We start from the raw sequence: 18,298 nt of genomic DNA, 5'->3' as shown, positions 1-18,298 counted from the left end.
CCAGCTATCTATTTTTGATAACTGGAATCTCTTTTTTACTTCTCCAGGCTAGTTATGTCCCAGCCCCTTTATTATGCGCCTAATTGATTTAATTTCTTAGCTAGACGTGATTTTTGGCGATTACCGTTGTTAGCATGAATAATCCCTTTTTGAACAGCTTTATCAATTGATTTATTCGCATCTTTTAAAGCAACGATTGCGTTTTCTTTATCGTTAGCTTCAACTAATTTTTCTACACGCTTAATTTGTGAACGCATTTCAGATTTTTGCATAACATTGTTTGTGCGTTTTTTATTATTTGTTTCTACACGTTTAATTGCAGATTTAATATTTGCCATAAGTTTTTCACCTCCTGAAATATCATCACAATTATGAATGTATTTGTTTTCATCCCAACAAATGTAAAGTGATTTGTATTTGCTTTTTTTGTCTATGGACAAAAGTCATTTTACCAGAGGAATGGTTTGTTTTCAATAGCTTTGTTATCAAATGTATGAGTTTCGCTATTTTGTTAAATCTATTACTAACAGATGAAGAAAGGATGAGCGAGCTATGGAAAACAAAAAGAATGATATTGTACCATATCAAGTTAGGACAGATCTAGCCATTGAAGCAAAGGATATGTATGTTGAAAATCAAGAGGCAACTGATCAGAAAAAAATAAAAGGAGTCACTATAAAAGAAAGAAATGATGAAGGAATTAATATTTCTTATGTAGAGATCGATGATACTGGTGCTGAGCTTCTAGGTAAAAAACCGGGATCCTATATTACCATTTATGCTGATGGTGTAAAACGACAAGATACAAAAAGACAGGAGCAAGCTGCAAAGGTGTTAGCTAAAGAACTGGAACAATTAATTGCTAAAAACAATATTCCAGTCGATAGTAAAGGTTTAATTGTAGGATTAGGAAACTGGAATGTTACACCCGATGCACTTGGTCCGATGACCGTAGAGAAAGTGCTAGTAACTAGTCATTTATTCCAAATGGAACATGAAACGGTTTCAAAAGGTTACCGGCCAGTAGCTGCTGTGACACCTGGCGTAATGGGGGTTACTGGTATTGAAACAAGTGACATCATTTTCGGAATTGTGGAGAAATATCAACCAGATTTTGTTATTTGTATTGATGCACTTGCCTCAAGGTCCATTGAACGAGTTAATGAAACCATTCAGTTATCCGACTCTGGTATACATCCTGGATCTGGTGTAGGAAATAAACGAAAAGAAATAAGTAAAGAAACGTTAGGCATTCCTGTGATGGCTATTGGAGTTCCGACAGTTGTTGATGCTGTTACCATCACAAGTGATACCATCGACTTTTTATTGAAGCATTTTGGTAGAGAGTGGGAAGAAAAGGATGATCCCTCCAAGTCATTAACACCTGCTGGTATGTCATTTGGTGAGAAACGTTTAACGGATGAAGATTTACCAGATGAAGAAAAACGTCAAACATTCCTTGGTATAGTAGGGAATCTATCTGACGATGAAAAGCGAAAACTAATAACAGAAGTATTAACGCCGATTGGTCATAATTTAATGGTAACACCTAAAGAAGTAGATGGTTTTATGATTGATATGGCTAGCCTAATAGCAAACGGCGTTAATGCTGCTATGCATGAAACTGTCAATGTAGATAATTTCGCATCTTATTCTCGTTAACCTTTCTATCAATATTCCAAAAAATAAAAGATTAGGTTCTAGCTTCTGGATTTGTGTCATAGAGTTAACTATAGCGTGAATTCAGAAAGGGTGGAACCATGGATCTGCATAAACATAGCGGGCTTCGTCTTTTATATAAGCGAAGTAGCTTATACATTATCGGTGCTCTAATACTTTTTACTTGCATCGGTATTCTAACAACGATAAAGCCCGCTTATCGCCTTTCTTCTGAAGTAATTACGGAATGGACAACTGATATTAATAGCTCTACTTTTTTATACTTGCTAGGAATTGAAAATCGGGCATTTCAGCAAGCTGTACCTGAAGATCACAAATTCCTTGATTTGTCTACAACTCTGTTTCGCATTGCAACAAGTCTAAAACCAAATGATATTAGAAGCTTGTTAGGCAATGAATTACCTGGATTTAAGGTTTTTGATAACCACATATTAATTGCTGGTGAAGGTACAAATTATACAAACCTACCAATTGAATCTTCTCCACCACTACAAGAAGTTCTAAAAGAGAGAGAAGCAATAATTGAAGATGAGGAAAGCACAACAGAACAATTAGAAACGAACAAAGAAAAAAATACGCCAACGACAGGGAATAAAGAGGTTGTTTATATTTATAATTCACATAATCGAGAGTCCTTTCTTCCTTATTTACCTGACGTAAAGGACCCTGATAAGGCTTATCATAAGGAAGTGAATATTTCAAAGGTGAGTAATCGACTAGCTAAATCATTGCAGGCAAATGGAATTGGAACTGTAGTTGATGATACAGATATAACCAAAAAATTGCATGAAAAGGGCTGGGGGTTTGGCAGGTCGTATGATGCATCTAGGGAGGTAGTTGCTGACACACTATCCACTAATAAGGATATTCAATATGCTTTTGATTTACATCGTGATGCTATCAAAAAGGAAAAAACGACGAAGCAAATAAACGGAAAATCCTATGCCCGCATTATGATAGTTGTTGGCGCTGAGCATAACTCTTATAAGAAGAACCTTGACTTAGCAGCTAAGCTGCATTATCTGTTAGAAGAAAAATATCCTGGTTTAAGCAGAGGGGTATTTCCGAGAAAAGATAAAGGAACAAATGGAGTATTTAATCAAGATTTATCTAATAACGCATTGCTGTTTGAATTCGGGGGAGTAGAAAACAAACTGGACGAGCTATATCGTTCGGCTGATGCTCTAGCAGACGTATTTAGTGAGATGTATTGGGATGCAGAAAAAGTAGATACTGCTTCATAGGAGGTGTTAAGATGACTCGTTCATTAATTGTATTATTATTATTAGCAGTTTGTTTTTTAACTGGAGTGGTCTACGGGAATGATAAACAAGCAGAAGAGTCAACACCTCAGCAAACAGAAATGAAGGTTGATGTTAAAGAGGCTAAAGATGAAGTATTGCAAACTAAAACAACATCAGATACCACTGAAGTTATTACGGAAGAGAAGATTAACACGAATGGACCTTCACCTGTTACAGAGAAGACGGCATCGATATTAGAAGCTGGTGTATCTGGATTTTATGAAGTTGTGGTAGAGATACTTTACCAGGTTTCCCAATTATTTTTTTAATTTTTATATAGGTGCAATTATGTTGCAGAAGCGCAGATCCTAAAGTTATAGTGCTCTGCGCTTTTGTTCTAGTCTAGGAAATTATAAAATTAGCCCATGTGGGTCAATATGGACGTGTTGAGCCACGTCCAGCTTCAGCGCCCAGAAACGAGGTGATTTCACGAATCGCCCTAATCTAAGTCATCATCGGCTCGCAAGCTCACCGTGATTTCTTTATCTCGGTTGACTTGCTCTAGTCGCTACGTTCTAATCGGGCGCTTGCGCTTTTGTTCTTGAACATAACTGTTACTATTGCTATAATCAATGCTAGTCATTGTCGCTGATAATTTAAGGCCTTTTATCTGTAGAGATAAAAGAAAGTAGGAGTGAACATCACTAATGGCAAAAATTCAAAGAAATGTGCGTAATTTTTCAATTATCGCACATATTGATCATGGCAAGTCAACCTTGGCAGATCGAATATTAGAACGCACAAAAGCAATAACACAAAGAGAAATGAAAGATCAATTACTCGATGCAATGGATCTCGAGCGTGAGCGTGGCATCACCATTAAATTAAATGCTGTACAATTAAATTATCAAAGTAACGCAGGAGAAGACTATATTTTTCATCTCATTGATACACCGGGTCATGTCGATTTTACATATGAAGTTTCTAGAAGCCTTGCTGCATGTGAAGGAGCAATTCTTGTTGTTGATGCTGCGCAAGGCATTGAAGCCCAAACGTTAGCGAATGTTTATTTAGCTCTTGATAACGATTTAGAAATAATACCTGTTATTAATAAAATCGATTTGCCGAGTGCAGATCCAGATAGAGTGAAAAAAGAATTAGAAGATGTGATTGGTATTGATGGCGATGATGTCATTTTAGCATCAGCAAAAGCAAATATTGGGATTGATGAAATTCTTGAAAGAATTACGGAAGCAATCCCTGCGCCTGCGGGTGATACCGAAGAGCCGCTTAAAGCGTTAATCTTCGACTCTTTATACGATCCCTATCGAGGAGTTATCGCCTACGTTTGTATTAAGGAAGGTTCTATAAAAGTAGGCGATAAAATTAAAATGATGGCAACGGATAAAGAATTTGAAGTCAATGAATTAGGGGTATTTAGTCCCAAGCCAATTACTAAAGATGAACTGACCGTAGGAGATGTCGGTTATTTAACAGCTTCTATTAAGAACGTGGGTGATTCGCGAGTTGGGGATACGATTACATTAGCTAACCGACCTGCTGCTGAACCGTTACCAGGATATAAGCGATTAAACCCAATGGTATTTTGCGGGCTGTATCCAGTTGACGCCAATAATTATAATGATTTGAGAGAAGCGCTAGAGCGTTTAGAATTAAATGATTCATCATTACAATATGAAGCAGAAACATCTCAAGCATTAGGATTTGGCTTCCGTTGTGGATTTTTAGGGCTTTTGCATATGGAAATCATTCAAGAACGTATTGAACGAGAATTTAAAATAGATCTAATTACTACAGCACCTAGTGTTATTTACGAAGTGGAGCAGACAAACGAAGAGGTTATTGCTATCGATAATCCTTCCGTTATGCCAGATCCTCAGCAGATCAAAGATGTTCGAGAACCGTATGTAAAAGCTACAATCATGGTTCCAAATGAATATGTTGGAGCAGTGATGGAAATCGCACAAAAAAAACGTGGTCAATTCATTGATATGGAATACTTGGATGACATTCGAGTTAATGTTATTTATCATATACCATTATCTGAAATTGTTTATGATTTCTTTGATCAACTTAAATCCCAAACAAAAGGGTATGCTTCCTTTGATTATGATTTAATTGGATATCGCTCTTCCAATTTAGTGAAAATGGACATTTTATTAAATGGTGATACTATTGATGCACTTTCATTTATTGTCCATCGAGACTTTGCTTACGAACGTGGCAAGCACATTGTTGATAAATTAAAAGAGCTAATTCCAAGACAGCAATTTGAAGTTCCCGTTCAAGCTGCTATTGGAAATAAAATAGTGGCTAGATCTACAATTAAGGCAATGCGGAAAAACGTTCTCTCTAAATGCTATGGTGGAGATATTTCTCGTAAGCGTAAGTTATTGGAGAAACAAAAAGAAGGTAAAAAGCGTATGAAGATGGTAGGTTCTGTAGAGGTACCGCAAGAAGCCTTTATGGCAGTTTTGGAAATGAAGGATGATTAAATCAACGTTTTAAGGATATATCAAATTGAAAAATAGACGCTTTGCTACTCTACTGCCACCACATTGAATATGTTGGTGGCAGTACTATTTATTAATGGTTTAGAATACCTCTCCTCTGGCTATGCGGGGGCTCTAAAGAGCTTAAAGCGTGATAAAAAAACTCACTGCAAGTTTATTTTTTGAATATATGGATAGCCGTTTGTAACGCCAGGAGGATATACACTTCGCTTTCTCCTGGCAACACCTCAACTTCCTCGGAAGCAAAAGGCGGTTTCCTGCGAGAGTCTAAATGTATATCCATCACTTTCGCTGATACAGATCTTTTCTCTAAACCCTACTTTTTGTATGGAATAGACCTAAAAATAGCATCTTTTATATAGCATTGATGAAATCAGCTGGGAAAATCCTTTTAGTTGACCCAGTGACAGTGGGGAAAACATTCATATAGAAAGTCTTTTCATAAGCACTCTGTAGTTATTTTTTAATCAGTGATTATTTATAATGTTTACCACTTTGTTACAATTCATCAATTCCTTCGTTCAATACTGTATAGAACGAAGACTAATTTGTTAAATAGTATAATCAATGGAATAAAATGAGGTATAATCATTCGTATACTTTTGGTGTGTTTTGTAAAACTAAAACGGAAGCACAAGAACAACACACAAAGGGTGATAAATATATGAATAACCGACAAGGTATGATGACGTCAATACTTGCTATTGGAGCTGCAGGAGCAGCTATTTATGGTATTACAAGAGGAGTTCAAAATGGAACATTTAAAAATTTGCCTCAAACCATTTCTAATGCATTAAATAATTCTGGAGCTCAACAATTGACTCAACCTTTACAAAATATGACTACCAATCAGAATGTGCAACAATTATCCAGTGCTATACAAGGTGAAACTGGTAATTCACAGCAACAAACAGCAAATAATATTCAGTAAAAGAAGGCTCTAGATGCTAATAATCATGAAAAACCCTCATTAAATGTAGTGAGGGGTTTTTCGTTTTTCTCTTCCCCTTCGTATTAACTTGTTCTATATATCCATCCCCTTGGGAGATCATTCAAATTCACATAAATTTTGCGAGAAATCAAAATGAAACAAACTACATAGCTTAAAATAACATGTTCATCATTCTCATTATAATAAACTCTTTTTCTTCTTCGATCCTTTACTCATGGGTATACCTTGCATCGTGGACCAAGTTCTACGAGGAAATTCTCTAGATTTAAGTTTTCTTCAAAGTTCTTATCAAGGTGGAATGCTGGTAGGTGCAATTAAATTAAGGGAAAAATGAGGTTTAATGATACCCATAATGATTACAGTATTAGGAGTTTGCTTATCCTTCCAAGGAGCTATTTGGCTTGATAAATAATGTTAGATATAATAAAATACACAAAGATACAATTAGCAATTAGAAGTCTTTATGGTAATTTTAGAATAAAGGATCATCAATATCTGAAACGGAAAGGGAGAGCTGTTAAATTGGAAAACAGTTTTTCCTTTTTCCTTTTCGTAAGGAGCACTAATATGAATGCAATTCAATCTGTATATATCCATATCCCGTTTTGTCAGCAAATTTGTTACTACTGTGACTTTACAAAGTTCTTTTATAATGAAAAGAGAGCTAATGATTATCTTGTTGCATTAAAGAATGAGATTTCTACATATGTAGACGATACAGGTAATAAAGTAAAGACGGTTTTTATAGGTGGAGGAACTCCGACAGCTTTATCTGTTAACCAACTAGAATCACTGCTCTCATTTATTGATAAGAAATTTGATATGACTCAATGTGAAGAGTACACGATTGAAGCAAACCCAGGTGATTTTAATGACGAAAAGGTCAAGTTATTAAAAACATATGGTGTGAATAGAGTCTCACTTGGCGTACAAGTTTTTGATGATCATATGTTAAAAGAGCTAGGTAGATTGCACAAGGTAAAGGATGTTTATGAAACTGTTGAATTACTTCAGAATAACGGAATAACTAATATTAGTACAGACCTAATATATGCACTACCTAATCAAACAATTGATCATTTCAAAAATTCTTTGAATCAGGCCATGGCACTGGGACTACCACATTTATCTACGTATGCATTGCAAATTGAACCGAAAACAGTATTCTTTCAGCGTCATAAAAAAGGAAAACTGCAACGTCCAGCTCAGGAAGAAGAAGTTGAAATGTATCATATTTTAACCGATACTACAAAAAAACATGGATTACTGCAATATGAGATAAGTAACTTTGCGAAAGCTGGGTTTGAAAGCAAGCATAATTTAACATACTGGGATAATAATTATTATTATGGTTTTGGAGCAGGTGCATACGGGTATATTCCAGGCAAGAGGTATGGCAATATAAGACCATTACCAGCATATATCAAACAGGCAATGGCTGATGGCAAACCTGTTCTCCATATTGATCAAATTAATAATAAAGAACAGATTGAGGAAGAAATGTTTTTAGGTTTACGAAAAATGCAAGGTGTAAACAAACAGACCTTTGCATCTAGATTTGGATTCTTTCCTGATAAGTTGTATAAGTCATCCATTGAAAGTCTTGTGCAGAAGGGCTGGTTACAGGAGGATGATATGTCGATTCGCTTAACCAGTGAAGGAAAATTATTAGCTAATGAAGTATTCGAAAGATTTCTATTAGAGGATTCCGTACAAATATAGTCACGTCGACACTAAGATTGATTGATAAGAGATATATGTAAAAATAGCCTGTTCTCTTTTGTACAGGTTATTTTATATGGCACATACTGAGATACAAGTCATTTCGTTGACAAAGAAAAGTGGATTTGGTAATTTATAATTAGCATTAGCACTCGATAAGGTTGAGTGCTAACAGAGGTGATCATCATGTTAACAGAAAGGCAATTATTGATTTTACAAGTAATTATTGATGATTTCATCGAGTCGGCACATCCTGTTGGCTCACGCGCTATATCGAAAAAAGAGCATATTTCATTTAGCGCTGCAACCATACGAAACGAAATGGCGGATCTAGAGGATATGGGCTTCCTTGAGAAGACGCATTCATCTTCAGGACGTGTACCTTCAGAAAAAGGGTACCGATATTACGTCGACCACCTCATTTCTCCAAGTATAATGCATGAAGACGGCGATGTGATTAAGCATATTATTCAAGATAATTTCTTTGAATTTGAACAAATTGTTCAGATGTCAGCAGAAGTTCTATCTCGATTAACCAACTATACAACGATCATTCTGGGACCTGAAATATTTGAAACAAAATTAAAGCAAATTCAAATTATTACCTTATCGTCGAATACGGCGGTTGCTATTCTTGTTACAAATACTGGTCATGTGGAACATCGGTCATTTTCTATACCTCATGAAATTGAACCATCTGATATAGAAAAGATGGTAAATATTATGAATGACCAATTGAGTGGCGTACCAATTATACAATTGGCAGAAAAATTCAATTCACAAATTGCTTCCATGATGAAAAAGTACGTATCCAATCTAGAGAATTCATACCATTACTTGAATGCAGCACTTATTCAAGATCATCCGGTTAAATTATATATTGGTGGAAAATCTAATATGCTGATGCAACCGGAATTTAATGATGTAGATAAAATACGTTCTTTCTATGCAATGATCGAAAATGAGGATGAGATTGCAAGTATGCTGAAACAGTCCAAGGATGGGATTAAAGTATCCATCGGAAGAGAGAACAATGTCGAAGCCATTAAAGAACTGAGCTTAATTACTGCAGCTTATCACTTAGGAGAAGATCAGACGGGGACAATTGCATTACTTGGCCCAACAAGAATGGAGTATCGAAGAGTTATTTCATTACTAAATATTTTGTCACATGAAATGACAGAAGCACTGTATATGTGGTATAAAAACAATGAATAAATCTTATGAAATTTATTAAAACATGACTTCGCTATTGTTTCGTTCAAAAGTGCAACGTGTTATAGTGAATGTTGGTTAGTTTAAATTGGAGGTGTCACACGTGGAAGAACAGGATAAACAAACGAGAACCGTTACTGATGATGAAGAAAAAGTAGAAGCAAAGGCAGAAGCAGAAACTGCTGACTCGATTGAAGTAATCGATGCAAAAGAGGAAGAAGTAGAAACTGATAAAACTAATCATTCGACAATTGAACAGAGTGAGTTGGATACACTCCAGAAAGAGAAGGATGAAATATATCAGAGAATGTTAAGGGTTCAAGCAGAATTTAATAATTTCAAGAAACGTACCTTAAAAGAAAGGGACGCAGAGCGAAAATATAAATCCCAGGATTTAATCCAAGAATTGTTACCCGCATTGGATAATTTTGAACGGGCGTTGCAAGTTGAAAAAACAGAGGCAACATCTAGTTTAATTGATGGGATTACGATGGTCTACAATCAATTAAAGGATGCTCTCTTTTCACAAGGTGTAGAAGAGATAGCTACAGTAGGTGAGGAGTTTGATCCAAATTTACATCACGCAGTAATGCAAGTAGAAGATGAAGAAAAGGCATCTAATGTAATTGTTGAGGAATTGCAAAAAGGTTATAAGTTGAAAGATCGTGTTATTAGACCAGCAATGGTAAAAGTTAATAAATAATTGTTTACGTAGCTAAGGAGGAATAATCATGAGTAAAATAATTGGTATTGATTTAGGTACAACAAACTCTTGTGTGTCTGTAATGGAAGGTGGAGAGTCAGTAGTAATACCTAACCCAGAAGGAAACCGTACAACTCCATCAGTAGTGGCTTTTAAAAATGGTGAAAGACAGGTTGGAGAGGTTGCAAAGCGTCAAGCAATTACTAATCCAAACACAATTCAATCTATAAAACGCCATATGGGAACAGATTATAAAGTGAAGATAGAAGATAAAGAATTTACTCCGCAAGAAGTTTCTGCTATTATCTTGCAACATATTAAGTCATTTGCAGAAGATTATATCGGTGAAACAGTAAGTAAAGCTGTTATTACAGTTCCAGCATATTTTAATGATGCAGAGCGACAAGCAACAAAAGATGCTGGTAAAATTGCTGGTTTGGAAGTAGAACGTATTATTAATGAGCCAACCGCTGCGGCACTAGCTTATGGCATAGATAAAGAAAACGAAGACCAAACAATTTTGGTCTACGACCTTGGTGGCGGAACGTTTGACGTTTCTATCCTAGATATCGGTGACGGTACATTTGAAGTTGTATCTACAGCAGGTGATAATCGTCTTGGCGGTGATGACTTCGATGAGGTTATTATCGATTACATGGTACAAGAATTTAAAAAGGAAAATGGTATTGATCTATCAAAAGATAAAATGGCTACACAACGTTTAAAGGATGCTGCCGAGAAAGCGAAAAAAGATCTATCAGGGGTATCTCAAACACAAATTTCTTTACCATTTATTACAGCTGGAGAAGCTGGACCACTGCACTTAGAAATGAATCTAACAAGAGCAAAATTCGAAGAACTTTCTTCAGAGTTGGTAGAGCGTACAATGGTGCCTACTCGCAAGGCTTTGTCTGACGCTGATTTGTCAGCAAGTGACATTGATAAAGTTATATTGGTTGGAGGATCAACACGAATTCCTGCAGTTCAAGAAGCAATCAAGCAAGCGATTGGTAAAGAACCGTCTAAAGGAGTTAACCCTGATGAAGTAGTTGCTTTAGGTGCTGCAATTCAAGGCGGTGTCCTACAAGGTGACGTGAAGGATGTTGTATTATTAGATGTAACACCTCTATCACTTGGTATTGAAACAATGGGATCTGTAACTACGAAATTAATTGAGCGTAACACAACGATTCCAACAAGTCATTCTCAAGTATTCTCGACTGCAGCGGATAATCAAACAGCAGTAGACATTCATGTCCTACAAGGTGAACGCGAAATGGCTGCAGATAATAAAACTTTAGGTCGTTTTCAATTAACGGATATTCCACCAGCACCACGAGGAGTACCGCAAATTGAAGTTTCCTTTGATATTGATGCGAATGGTATTGTAAATGTACGTGCCAAAGATCTAGGTACAAATAAAGAACAATCTATTACAATCAAATCCTCTTCTGGTCTATCAGATGAAGAAGTAGACCGCATGGTTAAAGAAGCTGAAGAGAATGCGGAAGATGATAAAAAACGTCGCGAAGAAATTGAATTACGTAATGAAGCTGATCAACTAATCTTTACAACAGATAAAACAATTAAAGATTTAGGAGATAAGGTTTCTGAAGATGAAAAACAAAAAGCAGAAGCTGCTAAGGAAGAATTGCAAAAAGCCATTGAAGCTGATGATATTGAACAAATTAAAGAAAAGAAAGAAGCTCTTCAAGAGCAAGTTCAACAATTATCCGTGAAAATGTATGAACAAATGCAACAAGAGCAGCAAGCACAGCAATCAGATCAGGCTGGTAATAGCGATGATGATGTGGTGGATGCTGATTATCAAGAGGTTGATGATGAGGAAGATAAAAATAAATAATATTGGGATGAATAGGTTTAGAAACTTAAGTTTCTATCCTTAATCCGGTAAATTAAAAGTCAAAGTCAGGATCCTCTTGACTTTGACTTTTTTACACGTTAGCGTATTTGTTTCAACATTTGCCACAAGACTGTATAAGGTGGTAAGATAAAAGTTATGCAAAAGTGAGTATCGGGAGAGTGATTGTCAAGTGAGTAAACGAGACTATTATGAAGTACTCGGTGTCGATAAAGGGGCATCGAAGGAAGAAATAAAAAAAGCTTATCGTAAGCTAGCAAGAAAATACCATCCGGACGTTAATAAAGAAGCTAATGCTGCAGATAAATTTAAAGAAGCCAAAGAGGCCTATGAAGTTCTAGGTAATGAACAAAAGCGTGCTCAATATGATCAATTCGGTCATGCTGGTCCACAAAACCAAGGCTTCGGCGGATTCGGAGGTTCGCAAGACTTCGGTGGAGGCTTTGGTGATATTTTTGATATGTTCTTTGGTGGAGGTGGACGAAGTAGAGATCCGAATGCACCACAGCAAGGAGCCGATCTCCAATATACGATGGTTCTTGATTTTGAGGAAGCAATATTTGGTAAAGAAACGGATATTACGATACCAAAAGAAGAAACATGTGATACTTGCTCTGGATCTGGGGCAAAACCAGGAACGAAAGCAAAGACATGCTCCCATTGTGGGGGATCAGGTCAATTAAATATGGAACAAAATACACCATTTGGTAAAGTTGTAAATCGAAGGGTTTGTAACTATTGTAGTGGATCAGGAAAGATTATTCCTGATAAATGTAACACGTGTGGTGGTACTGGAAAGGTTAAAAAGCGCAAAACTATTCATATTACCATCCCAGCAGGAATTGATGAAGGCCAACAAATACGGGTATCAGGAAAAGGCGAATCCGGGGTTAATGGAGGTCCTCCAGGAGACTTGTTTGTAGTAGTTCAAGTCAAACCGCATGATTTCTTCCAGCGTGAAGGAGATCATATTTTCTGTGAATTGCCATTGACCTTCGCGCAAGCAGCATTAGGTGATGAAATCGAGGTTCCAACAGTCCATGGAAAGGTAAAATTGAAAATACCAGCTGGTACACAAACCGGGAAAACGTTCCGAATGAAAGGAAAAGGAGCGCCGAACGTTAGAGGCTATGGTCATGGAGATCAGCATATTAAAGTGAAAGTCATGACACCTACTAAATTATCAGAACGCCAAAAAGAGCTGTTACGTGAATTTAACGAAATTGGTGGTCACGATGCCACGGATGAACAAGGCAGTTCATTGTTTGATCGATTTAAGAAGGCATTCAAAAGTGAATAACGGTGTGTTATAAGCACCGTTTACATAACAGGAATTGATAGCGGTAAGGTGTATGATAATTTCAAAAGGAAATGGGTGGATCCAGTATGAAATGGTCTGAACTCTGTATTCATACAACAAATGAAGCGATTGAGCCAATCTCGAATATTCTTCATGAAACTGGTGCAAGTGGACTCGTTATTGAAGACCCGATTGATTTAGTAAAAGAGCACTCCACTGCTTTTGGTGAAATATTTGAATTAAATCCAGAAGAATATCCAGAAGAAGGAGTCTATATTAAAGCATACCTTCCAGTTAATAGTTTTTTAGGAGAGACGGTTGAGGAAATAAAACAAGCTATTAATAATCTCCTATTATATGATATTGATTTAGGAAGAAATCAAATCTCATTAAGTGAAGTAAACGAAGAAGAATGGTCAACAGCCTGGAAGAAATACTATAAACCAGTGAAAATTTCTAAGCAAATTACGATCATTCCAACATGGGAAGAATATACACCAGTGGATACTGACGAGGTGATCATAGAACTTGATCCAGGTATGGCATTTGGGACGGGTACACATCCTACAACTGTCTTAAGTATTCAGGCATTGGAGCAATTTATGAAAAGCGGAGATACTGTCATTGATGTTGGATCTGGTTCAGGAGTTTTGAGTATTGCTTCAGCATTATTGGGAGCAAGCCATGTGCATGCATATGATTTAGATGATGTTGCTGTAAAGAGTACAATTCTAAACGCAAAATTAAATAAAATGGAAAAAAAGATTTCTGTTAAGCAGAATAATTTATTGGATCATATAGCAATAGAAGCAGATATAATTGTATCAAATATTTTAGCAGAGATTATCGTTCGTTTTGTTGACGATGCATGGAATAATCTAAAACCTGGAGGTTATTTTATAACATCTGGTATTATTCAAAATAAAAAACAGATGGTAAAGGATCGTCTAGAGCAGCAAGGTTTTCAAATCATTCAGATGAATGAGATGGAGGATTGGATCTCCATTGTTGCACAAAAATTGTAGATGTTAAAGTAGGTGTGGGTTGTTGCAAAGATATTTTGTTCCAAAAGGCATGTGGAATGAATTTACAATTAAAATAACTGGTGATGATGTTCATCACATGAAACGAGTGATGCGTTTTAAAGCAGGAGATTGCATTATTTGTAATCATCCGGATGGACAGGCAGCAATTTGTAGGATCACGTTCTTAGATAATGGTGTTGTGTATGCAGATATTAAAGAATGGCTTAAGCAAGATGCTGAATTACCGGTTGAAGTAGCAATAGCACAAGGGCTTCCTAAGGGAGATAAATTAGATCTAATTTTTCAAAAAGGAACGGAACTTGGAGCGAACACGTTTATTCCTTTTCAAGCATCTCGTTCTGTTGTAAGATGGGATGAAAAGAAGCAAGAAAAGAAATTAAACCGATTGGTAAAAATTATAAAAGAGGCTAGTGAACAAAGCCACCGTAATAAACTACCAAATGTCCAATACAGTAAATCTTTAAAAGAACTGATAGACTTTAGTGATAGTTATGATATGAAACTCTTTGCCTATGAAGAGGAGGCAAAGACGTCAAATTACCAATCCTTTGGAGAAAATCTCCGCAAGTTAAAGCCTCGACAGCGAATTTTAATTTGTATTGGCCCTGAGGGGGGCTTTTCAGAAGATGAAACCATTGCTTTAAAAGCAAGCGGTTTTCAAGCTGTTCGATTAGGACCAAGAATTTTACGTACGGAAACAGCGGCATTATATGCGTTAGCTAGTATTTCCTATCATTTTGAAGAATTGAGGTGTGAGTAATGCCGACAGTCGCATTTCATACATTAGGTTGTAAAGTTAACCACTATGAGACAGAGGGTATATGGCGAATGTTTATGGATCATGGCTATGAGCGTGTTGAATTTGATCATGATTCAGATGTTTATGTAATAAATACGTGTACGGTGACAAATACAGGTGACAAGAAAAGCAGACAAGTAATTCGCCGAGCGATTCGAAAAAATCCTGAAGCAATTGTTTGTGTAACTGGCTGTTATGCACAAACTTCACCAGGTGAGATAATGGAAATTCCTGGAGTTGATATTGTAGTTGGTACACAGGATCGAAAAAACATGATTTCTTATATTGAAGAACATAAGAAAACGAAAGAACCAATTAATGGTGTTTCAAATATCATGAAAAATAGAGTATTTGAAGAAATGGATGTACCTGAATTTACAGATCGTACAAGAGCTTCCTTAAAAATACAGGAGGGCTGTAATAATTTTTGTACATTTTGTATTATTCCATGGTCGCGTGGGCTATTACGATCAAGAGATCCTGAAAACGTAGTTAGACAAGCACAGAAGCTGGTAGATGCTGGTTATAAGGAAATTGTCTTAACGGGTATTCATACAGCGGGCTATGGTGAGGATATGAAAGACTACAATTTTGCGATGCTTCTACGTGATTTAGAAACAAAGGTTCATGGTTTAAAACGTATTCGAATTTCTTCAATTGAAGCTAGTCAGATTACTGATGAAGTTATTGAAGTACTAGATAAATCTGAAAAAGTTGTAAGACATTTGCATATTCCACTCCAGTCAGGATCAGATTCTGTTCTTGCAAGAATGAGAAGAAAATATTCTACTGGCTATTACAGAGAAAAAATTGATAAGCTGAAAAAGGCATTACCTGGGCTAGCTATTACATCTGATGTTATCGTTGGTTTTCCGGGAGAGACAGATGAAGAATTTATGGAGACATACAACTATATTAAGGAAATAGGCTACTCGGAATTGCATGTCTTCCCTTTCTCACGAAGAACTGGTACACCAGCAGCTCGAATGGATGGACAAATTGATGATGACGTAAAAAACGAACGAGTTCATCAGCTAATTGAGTTATCTAATCAATTAGCCAAAGCCTATGCGTCTACGTATGAAAATGAGGTATTAGAGGTTATCCCTGAAGAACATGCTTCAGATGATAACAACCCAAATCATTTAATAGGTTACACGGATAACTATCTAAAGGTTGAATTTGAGGGTACACCGGACATGATTGGTAAATTAGTTCGAGTAAAAATAACAAAAGCAGGTTATCCAATAAATAAAGGTACATTTGTACGAATCATGGAAGATGTTTTGTTTGAAGAAGCTAAGTAAATTCGTATGACGGGCTGAGAAAAAATACAACTTTTTTACACAACATACGAATAACCAAATGCTGAATTAGTTATTCTATGAAAAAAACGAAGGATAATTACTTAAAACTAATTATCCTTCGTTTTTTATTGTTTTTAAATTACTTCTGTCGTAGATCCTTTTTTGTATAGCAATTTATTTTCAATTAAAACATAGAACTTCAGACAATGATTTGCAGATATTTCTAAGTTTGTTTATTCGTCAATCTATAGAGACTATGTTGGTTTATAAAGCTGAAATTAGATTTTTATACTCTTCCATGCTATGATAGCTAGAGAGGTACGTACAACAATGATAGGAAGGAAGATTCATGTGACAAATCAATTGGCAAAATACATTGACCATACACAATTAAAACCAGAAACATCGAAGGAAAAAATCACACAAATCGTAGAAGAAGCAATCGAATATGACTTCGCATCTGTTTGTGTAAATCCATACTGGGTTCCATATTGCTATAGTAAATTAAAGAATACAACGGTTAAGGTTTGTACGGTTATTGGTTTTCCACTAGGAGCAACATCAACGGAAGCAAAAGTAGCAGAAACGAAGCAGGCAATTAAAGATGGTGCAACAGAAGTAGACATGGTAATCAATATTGGTGCGCTTAAATCTGGAGACGATGAGACAGTTAAGTCAGACATCGAAAAAGTGGTTCTTACTGCCAAAGGACAAGCATTGACGAAAGTGATTATCGAAACATCACTATTAACCGAGGAAGAAAAAGTTCGCGCATGTAAGCTAGCTAAAGAAGCAAATGCTGATTTTGTAAAGACGTCTACAGGTTTTTCTGGAGGCGGAGCTACAGTTGAGGACATTCGTTTAATGCGTCAAACGGTTGGACCAGAAATGGGAGTTAAAGCTTCAGGTGGTGTTCGTGATTTAGAGACGACAAATGCAATGATTGAAGCGGGTGCAACTAGAATTGGTGCAAGTGCAGGAGTTTCTATTTTAAAAGGTGATCAAGGTACTGCTGATTATTAAATCTCTATGTATAATAAATTAATTGGCTGGAAATAATCAGTTGACCAAAATAAAGGAATATATTATACTTTAAAAAGGCATGTGGAATGAACAACATGCCGGTACAATCTGTTTTGTGCTTCGGAGGGAGGGAAATTAGCATGTCAAATACTACTCGCGTTCGTAAAAACGAGTCTCTTGAAGATGCTCTTCGTCGCTTTAAACGTAGTGTATCCAAAAGTGGTACATTGCAAGAATATCGTAAGCGTGAACACTATGAAAAACCAAGTGTTCGTCGTAAAAAGAAATCTGAAGCTGCTAGAAAGCGTAAATTCTAAAGAGGGTGCAAATGCATGACATTACTTGAAAATCTGAATCAGGATATGAAGCAAGCGATGAAGAATAAAGACAAAGAAACCCTTAGTGTTATTCGCATGGTAAAAGCTTCAATACAAAATGAATCGATAAAGCTTGGCAAAGATTCACTTTCAGAAGACGAAGAAACCACAATATTGTCTAGAGAAGTTAAGCAAAGAAAAGATTCCCTCCAAGAATTCAAATCAGCTGGACGCGAAGATCTTGTGCAAAAACTTGAAAATGAAATTAACATTTTACAAGAATATATGCCAGCACAGCTCACAGATGATGAGCTTGAGGCAATAGTTCAGTCGACGATTCACGAAGTAAATGCAACTTCTATGAAAGATATGGGAAAAGTGATGAGTGCAATCATGCCTAAAGTAAAAGGGCAGGCAGATGGCTCTCAAATTAATAAACTCGTACAAAAACAGTTACGTAATTAAATAAAAGGTCTCAGTTATAATAGTAACTGAGACTTTTTTATTGATGTTTTTTAAACCACAGGCTCTGCCTGTGTGAGAATTAAACTTGTAGAGTTGTAACAGAAAAATC

General features: G+C 36.2%; 17 protein-coding genes. 16 read left to right on the top strand and 1 reads right to left on the bottom strand.

Going from position 1 to position 18,298, the window contains the following annotated elements; translation table 11 throughout:
- Positions 1–71: 71 nt before the first annotated feature.
- Entirely contained in the window at positions 72–338 is a 267-nt protein-coding gene (rpsT, locus tag ABDZ84_RS02465; protein WP_026681203.1) for a 30S ribosomal protein S20, read from the bottom strand.
- Positions 339–552: 214 nt separating this feature from the next.
- On the opposite strand from rpsT, the gene gpr reads away from it, so the two are divergent.
- The 16 genes from gpr (at position 553) to ABDZ84_RS02385 (ending at position 18,189) form a co-directional block, all read left to right on the top strand.
- Entirely contained in the window at positions 553–1,662 is a 1,110-nt protein-coding gene (gene gpr / locus ABDZ84_RS02460) for a GPR endopeptidase (protein WP_121605284.1), read from the top strand.
- 98 nt (positions 1,663–1,760) lie between these two features.
- On the top strand, positions 1,761–2,924 hold the full coding sequence (gene spoIIP / locus ABDZ84_RS02455; RefSeq protein ID WP_343779853.1) for a stage II sporulation protein P: 1,164 nt from the start codon (positions 1,761–1,763) through the stop codon (positions 2,922–2,924).
- A gap of 11 nt (positions 2,925–2,935) precedes the next feature.
- On the top strand, positions 2,936–3,253 hold the full coding sequence (locus ABDZ84_RS02450; protein WP_026681200.1) for a hypothetical protein: 318 nt from the start codon (positions 2,936–2,938) through the stop codon (positions 3,251–3,253).
- Positions 3,254–3,631: 378 nt separating this feature from the next.
- Complete coding sequence (gene lepA, locus ABDZ84_RS02445; protein ID WP_026681199.1) at positions 3,632–5,440, top strand: translation elongation factor 4; 1,809 nt, start codon at positions 3,632–3,634, stop codon at positions 5,438–5,440.
- A gap of 682 nt (positions 5,441–6,122) precedes the next feature.
- Entirely contained in the window at positions 6,123–6,389 is a 267-nt protein-coding gene (locus ABDZ84_RS02440; protein WP_162986429.1) for a hypothetical protein, read from the top strand.
- A 588-nt stretch (positions 6,390–6,977) separates the two neighbouring features.
- Positions 6,978–8,132: a radical SAM family heme chaperone HemW gene (gene hemW, locus ABDZ84_RS02435; RefSeq protein WP_026681197.1), complete on the top strand. Its 1,155-nt coding sequence runs from the start codon at positions 6,978–6,980 to the stop codon at positions 8,130–8,132.
- A 186-nt stretch (positions 8,133–8,318) separates the two neighbouring features.
- Positions 8,319–9,350 (top strand): heat-inducible transcriptional repressor HrcA, encoded by a 1,032-nt coding sequence (hrcA, locus tag ABDZ84_RS02430; protein ID WP_121605280.1) that lies wholly within the window; start codon positions 8,319–8,321, stop codon positions 9,348–9,350.
- Positions 9,351–9,450: 100 nt separating this feature from the next.
- A complete protein-coding gene (gene grpE / locus ABDZ84_RS02425; protein WP_121605279.1) occupies positions 9,451–10,050 on the top strand; it encodes a nucleotide exchange factor GrpE in 600 nt (199 codons plus the stop codon).
- Between the two features lie 28 nt (positions 10,051–10,078).
- Positions 10,079–11,914, top strand: coding sequence for a molecular chaperone DnaK (dnaK, locus tag ABDZ84_RS02420; protein ID WP_121605278.1), 1,836 nt, complete (start codon positions 10,079–10,081; stop codon positions 11,912–11,914).
- 190 nt (positions 11,915–12,104) lie between these two features.
- Positions 12,105–13,232 (top strand): molecular chaperone DnaJ, encoded by a 1,128-nt coding sequence (gene dnaJ / locus ABDZ84_RS02415; RefSeq protein ID WP_121605277.1) that lies wholly within the window; start codon positions 12,105–12,107, stop codon positions 13,230–13,232.
- An 86-nt stretch (positions 13,233–13,318) separates the two neighbouring features.
- Positions 13,319–14,257, top strand: coding sequence for a 50S ribosomal protein L11 methyltransferase (prmA, locus tag ABDZ84_RS02410; protein ID WP_121605276.1), 939 nt, complete (start codon positions 13,319–13,321; stop codon positions 14,255–14,257).
- A 22-nt stretch (positions 14,258–14,279) separates the two neighbouring features.
- Positions 14,280–15,038: a 16S rRNA (uracil(1498)-N(3))-methyltransferase gene (locus tag ABDZ84_RS02405; RefSeq protein ID WP_121605275.1), complete on the top strand. Its 759-nt coding sequence runs from the start codon at positions 14,280–14,282 to the stop codon at positions 15,036–15,038.
- Entirely contained in the window at positions 15,038–16,384 is a 1,347-nt protein-coding gene (mtaB, locus tag ABDZ84_RS02400) for a tRNA (N(6)-L-threonylcarbamoyladenosine(37)-C(2))-methylthiotransferase MtaB (protein ID WP_121605274.1), read from the top strand. The genes ABDZ84_RS02405 and mtaB overlap by 1 nt, the downstream gene beginning before the upstream one ends.
- A gap of 351 nt (positions 16,385–16,735) precedes the next feature.
- A complete protein-coding gene (gene deoC / locus ABDZ84_RS02395; protein WP_228089172.1) occupies positions 16,736–17,407 on the top strand; it encodes a deoxyribose-phosphate aldolase in 672 nt (223 codons plus the stop codon).
- A 140-nt stretch (positions 17,408–17,547) separates the two neighbouring features.
- Complete coding sequence (gene rpsU / locus ABDZ84_RS02390; protein ID WP_019377991.1) at positions 17,548–17,724, top strand: 30S ribosomal protein S21; 177 nt, start codon at positions 17,548–17,550, stop codon at positions 17,722–17,724.
- 15 nt (positions 17,725–17,739) lie between these two features.
- A complete protein-coding gene (locus ABDZ84_RS02385; RefSeq protein ID WP_026681188.1) occupies positions 17,740–18,189 on the top strand; it encodes a GatB/YqeY domain-containing protein in 450 nt (149 codons plus the stop codon).
- Positions 18,190–18,298: the final 109 nt, after the last annotated feature.

Source organism: Virgibacillus salarius (assembly GCF_039521925.1).
In the GTDB taxonomy this organism is placed as follows: Bacteria; Bacillota; Bacilli; order Bacillales; family Amphibacillaceae; genus Virgibacillus; species Virgibacillus salarius.
Note: the sequence above shows the minus strand (reverse complement) of the source record. Positions and strands in the feature narration are given on the sequence as shown.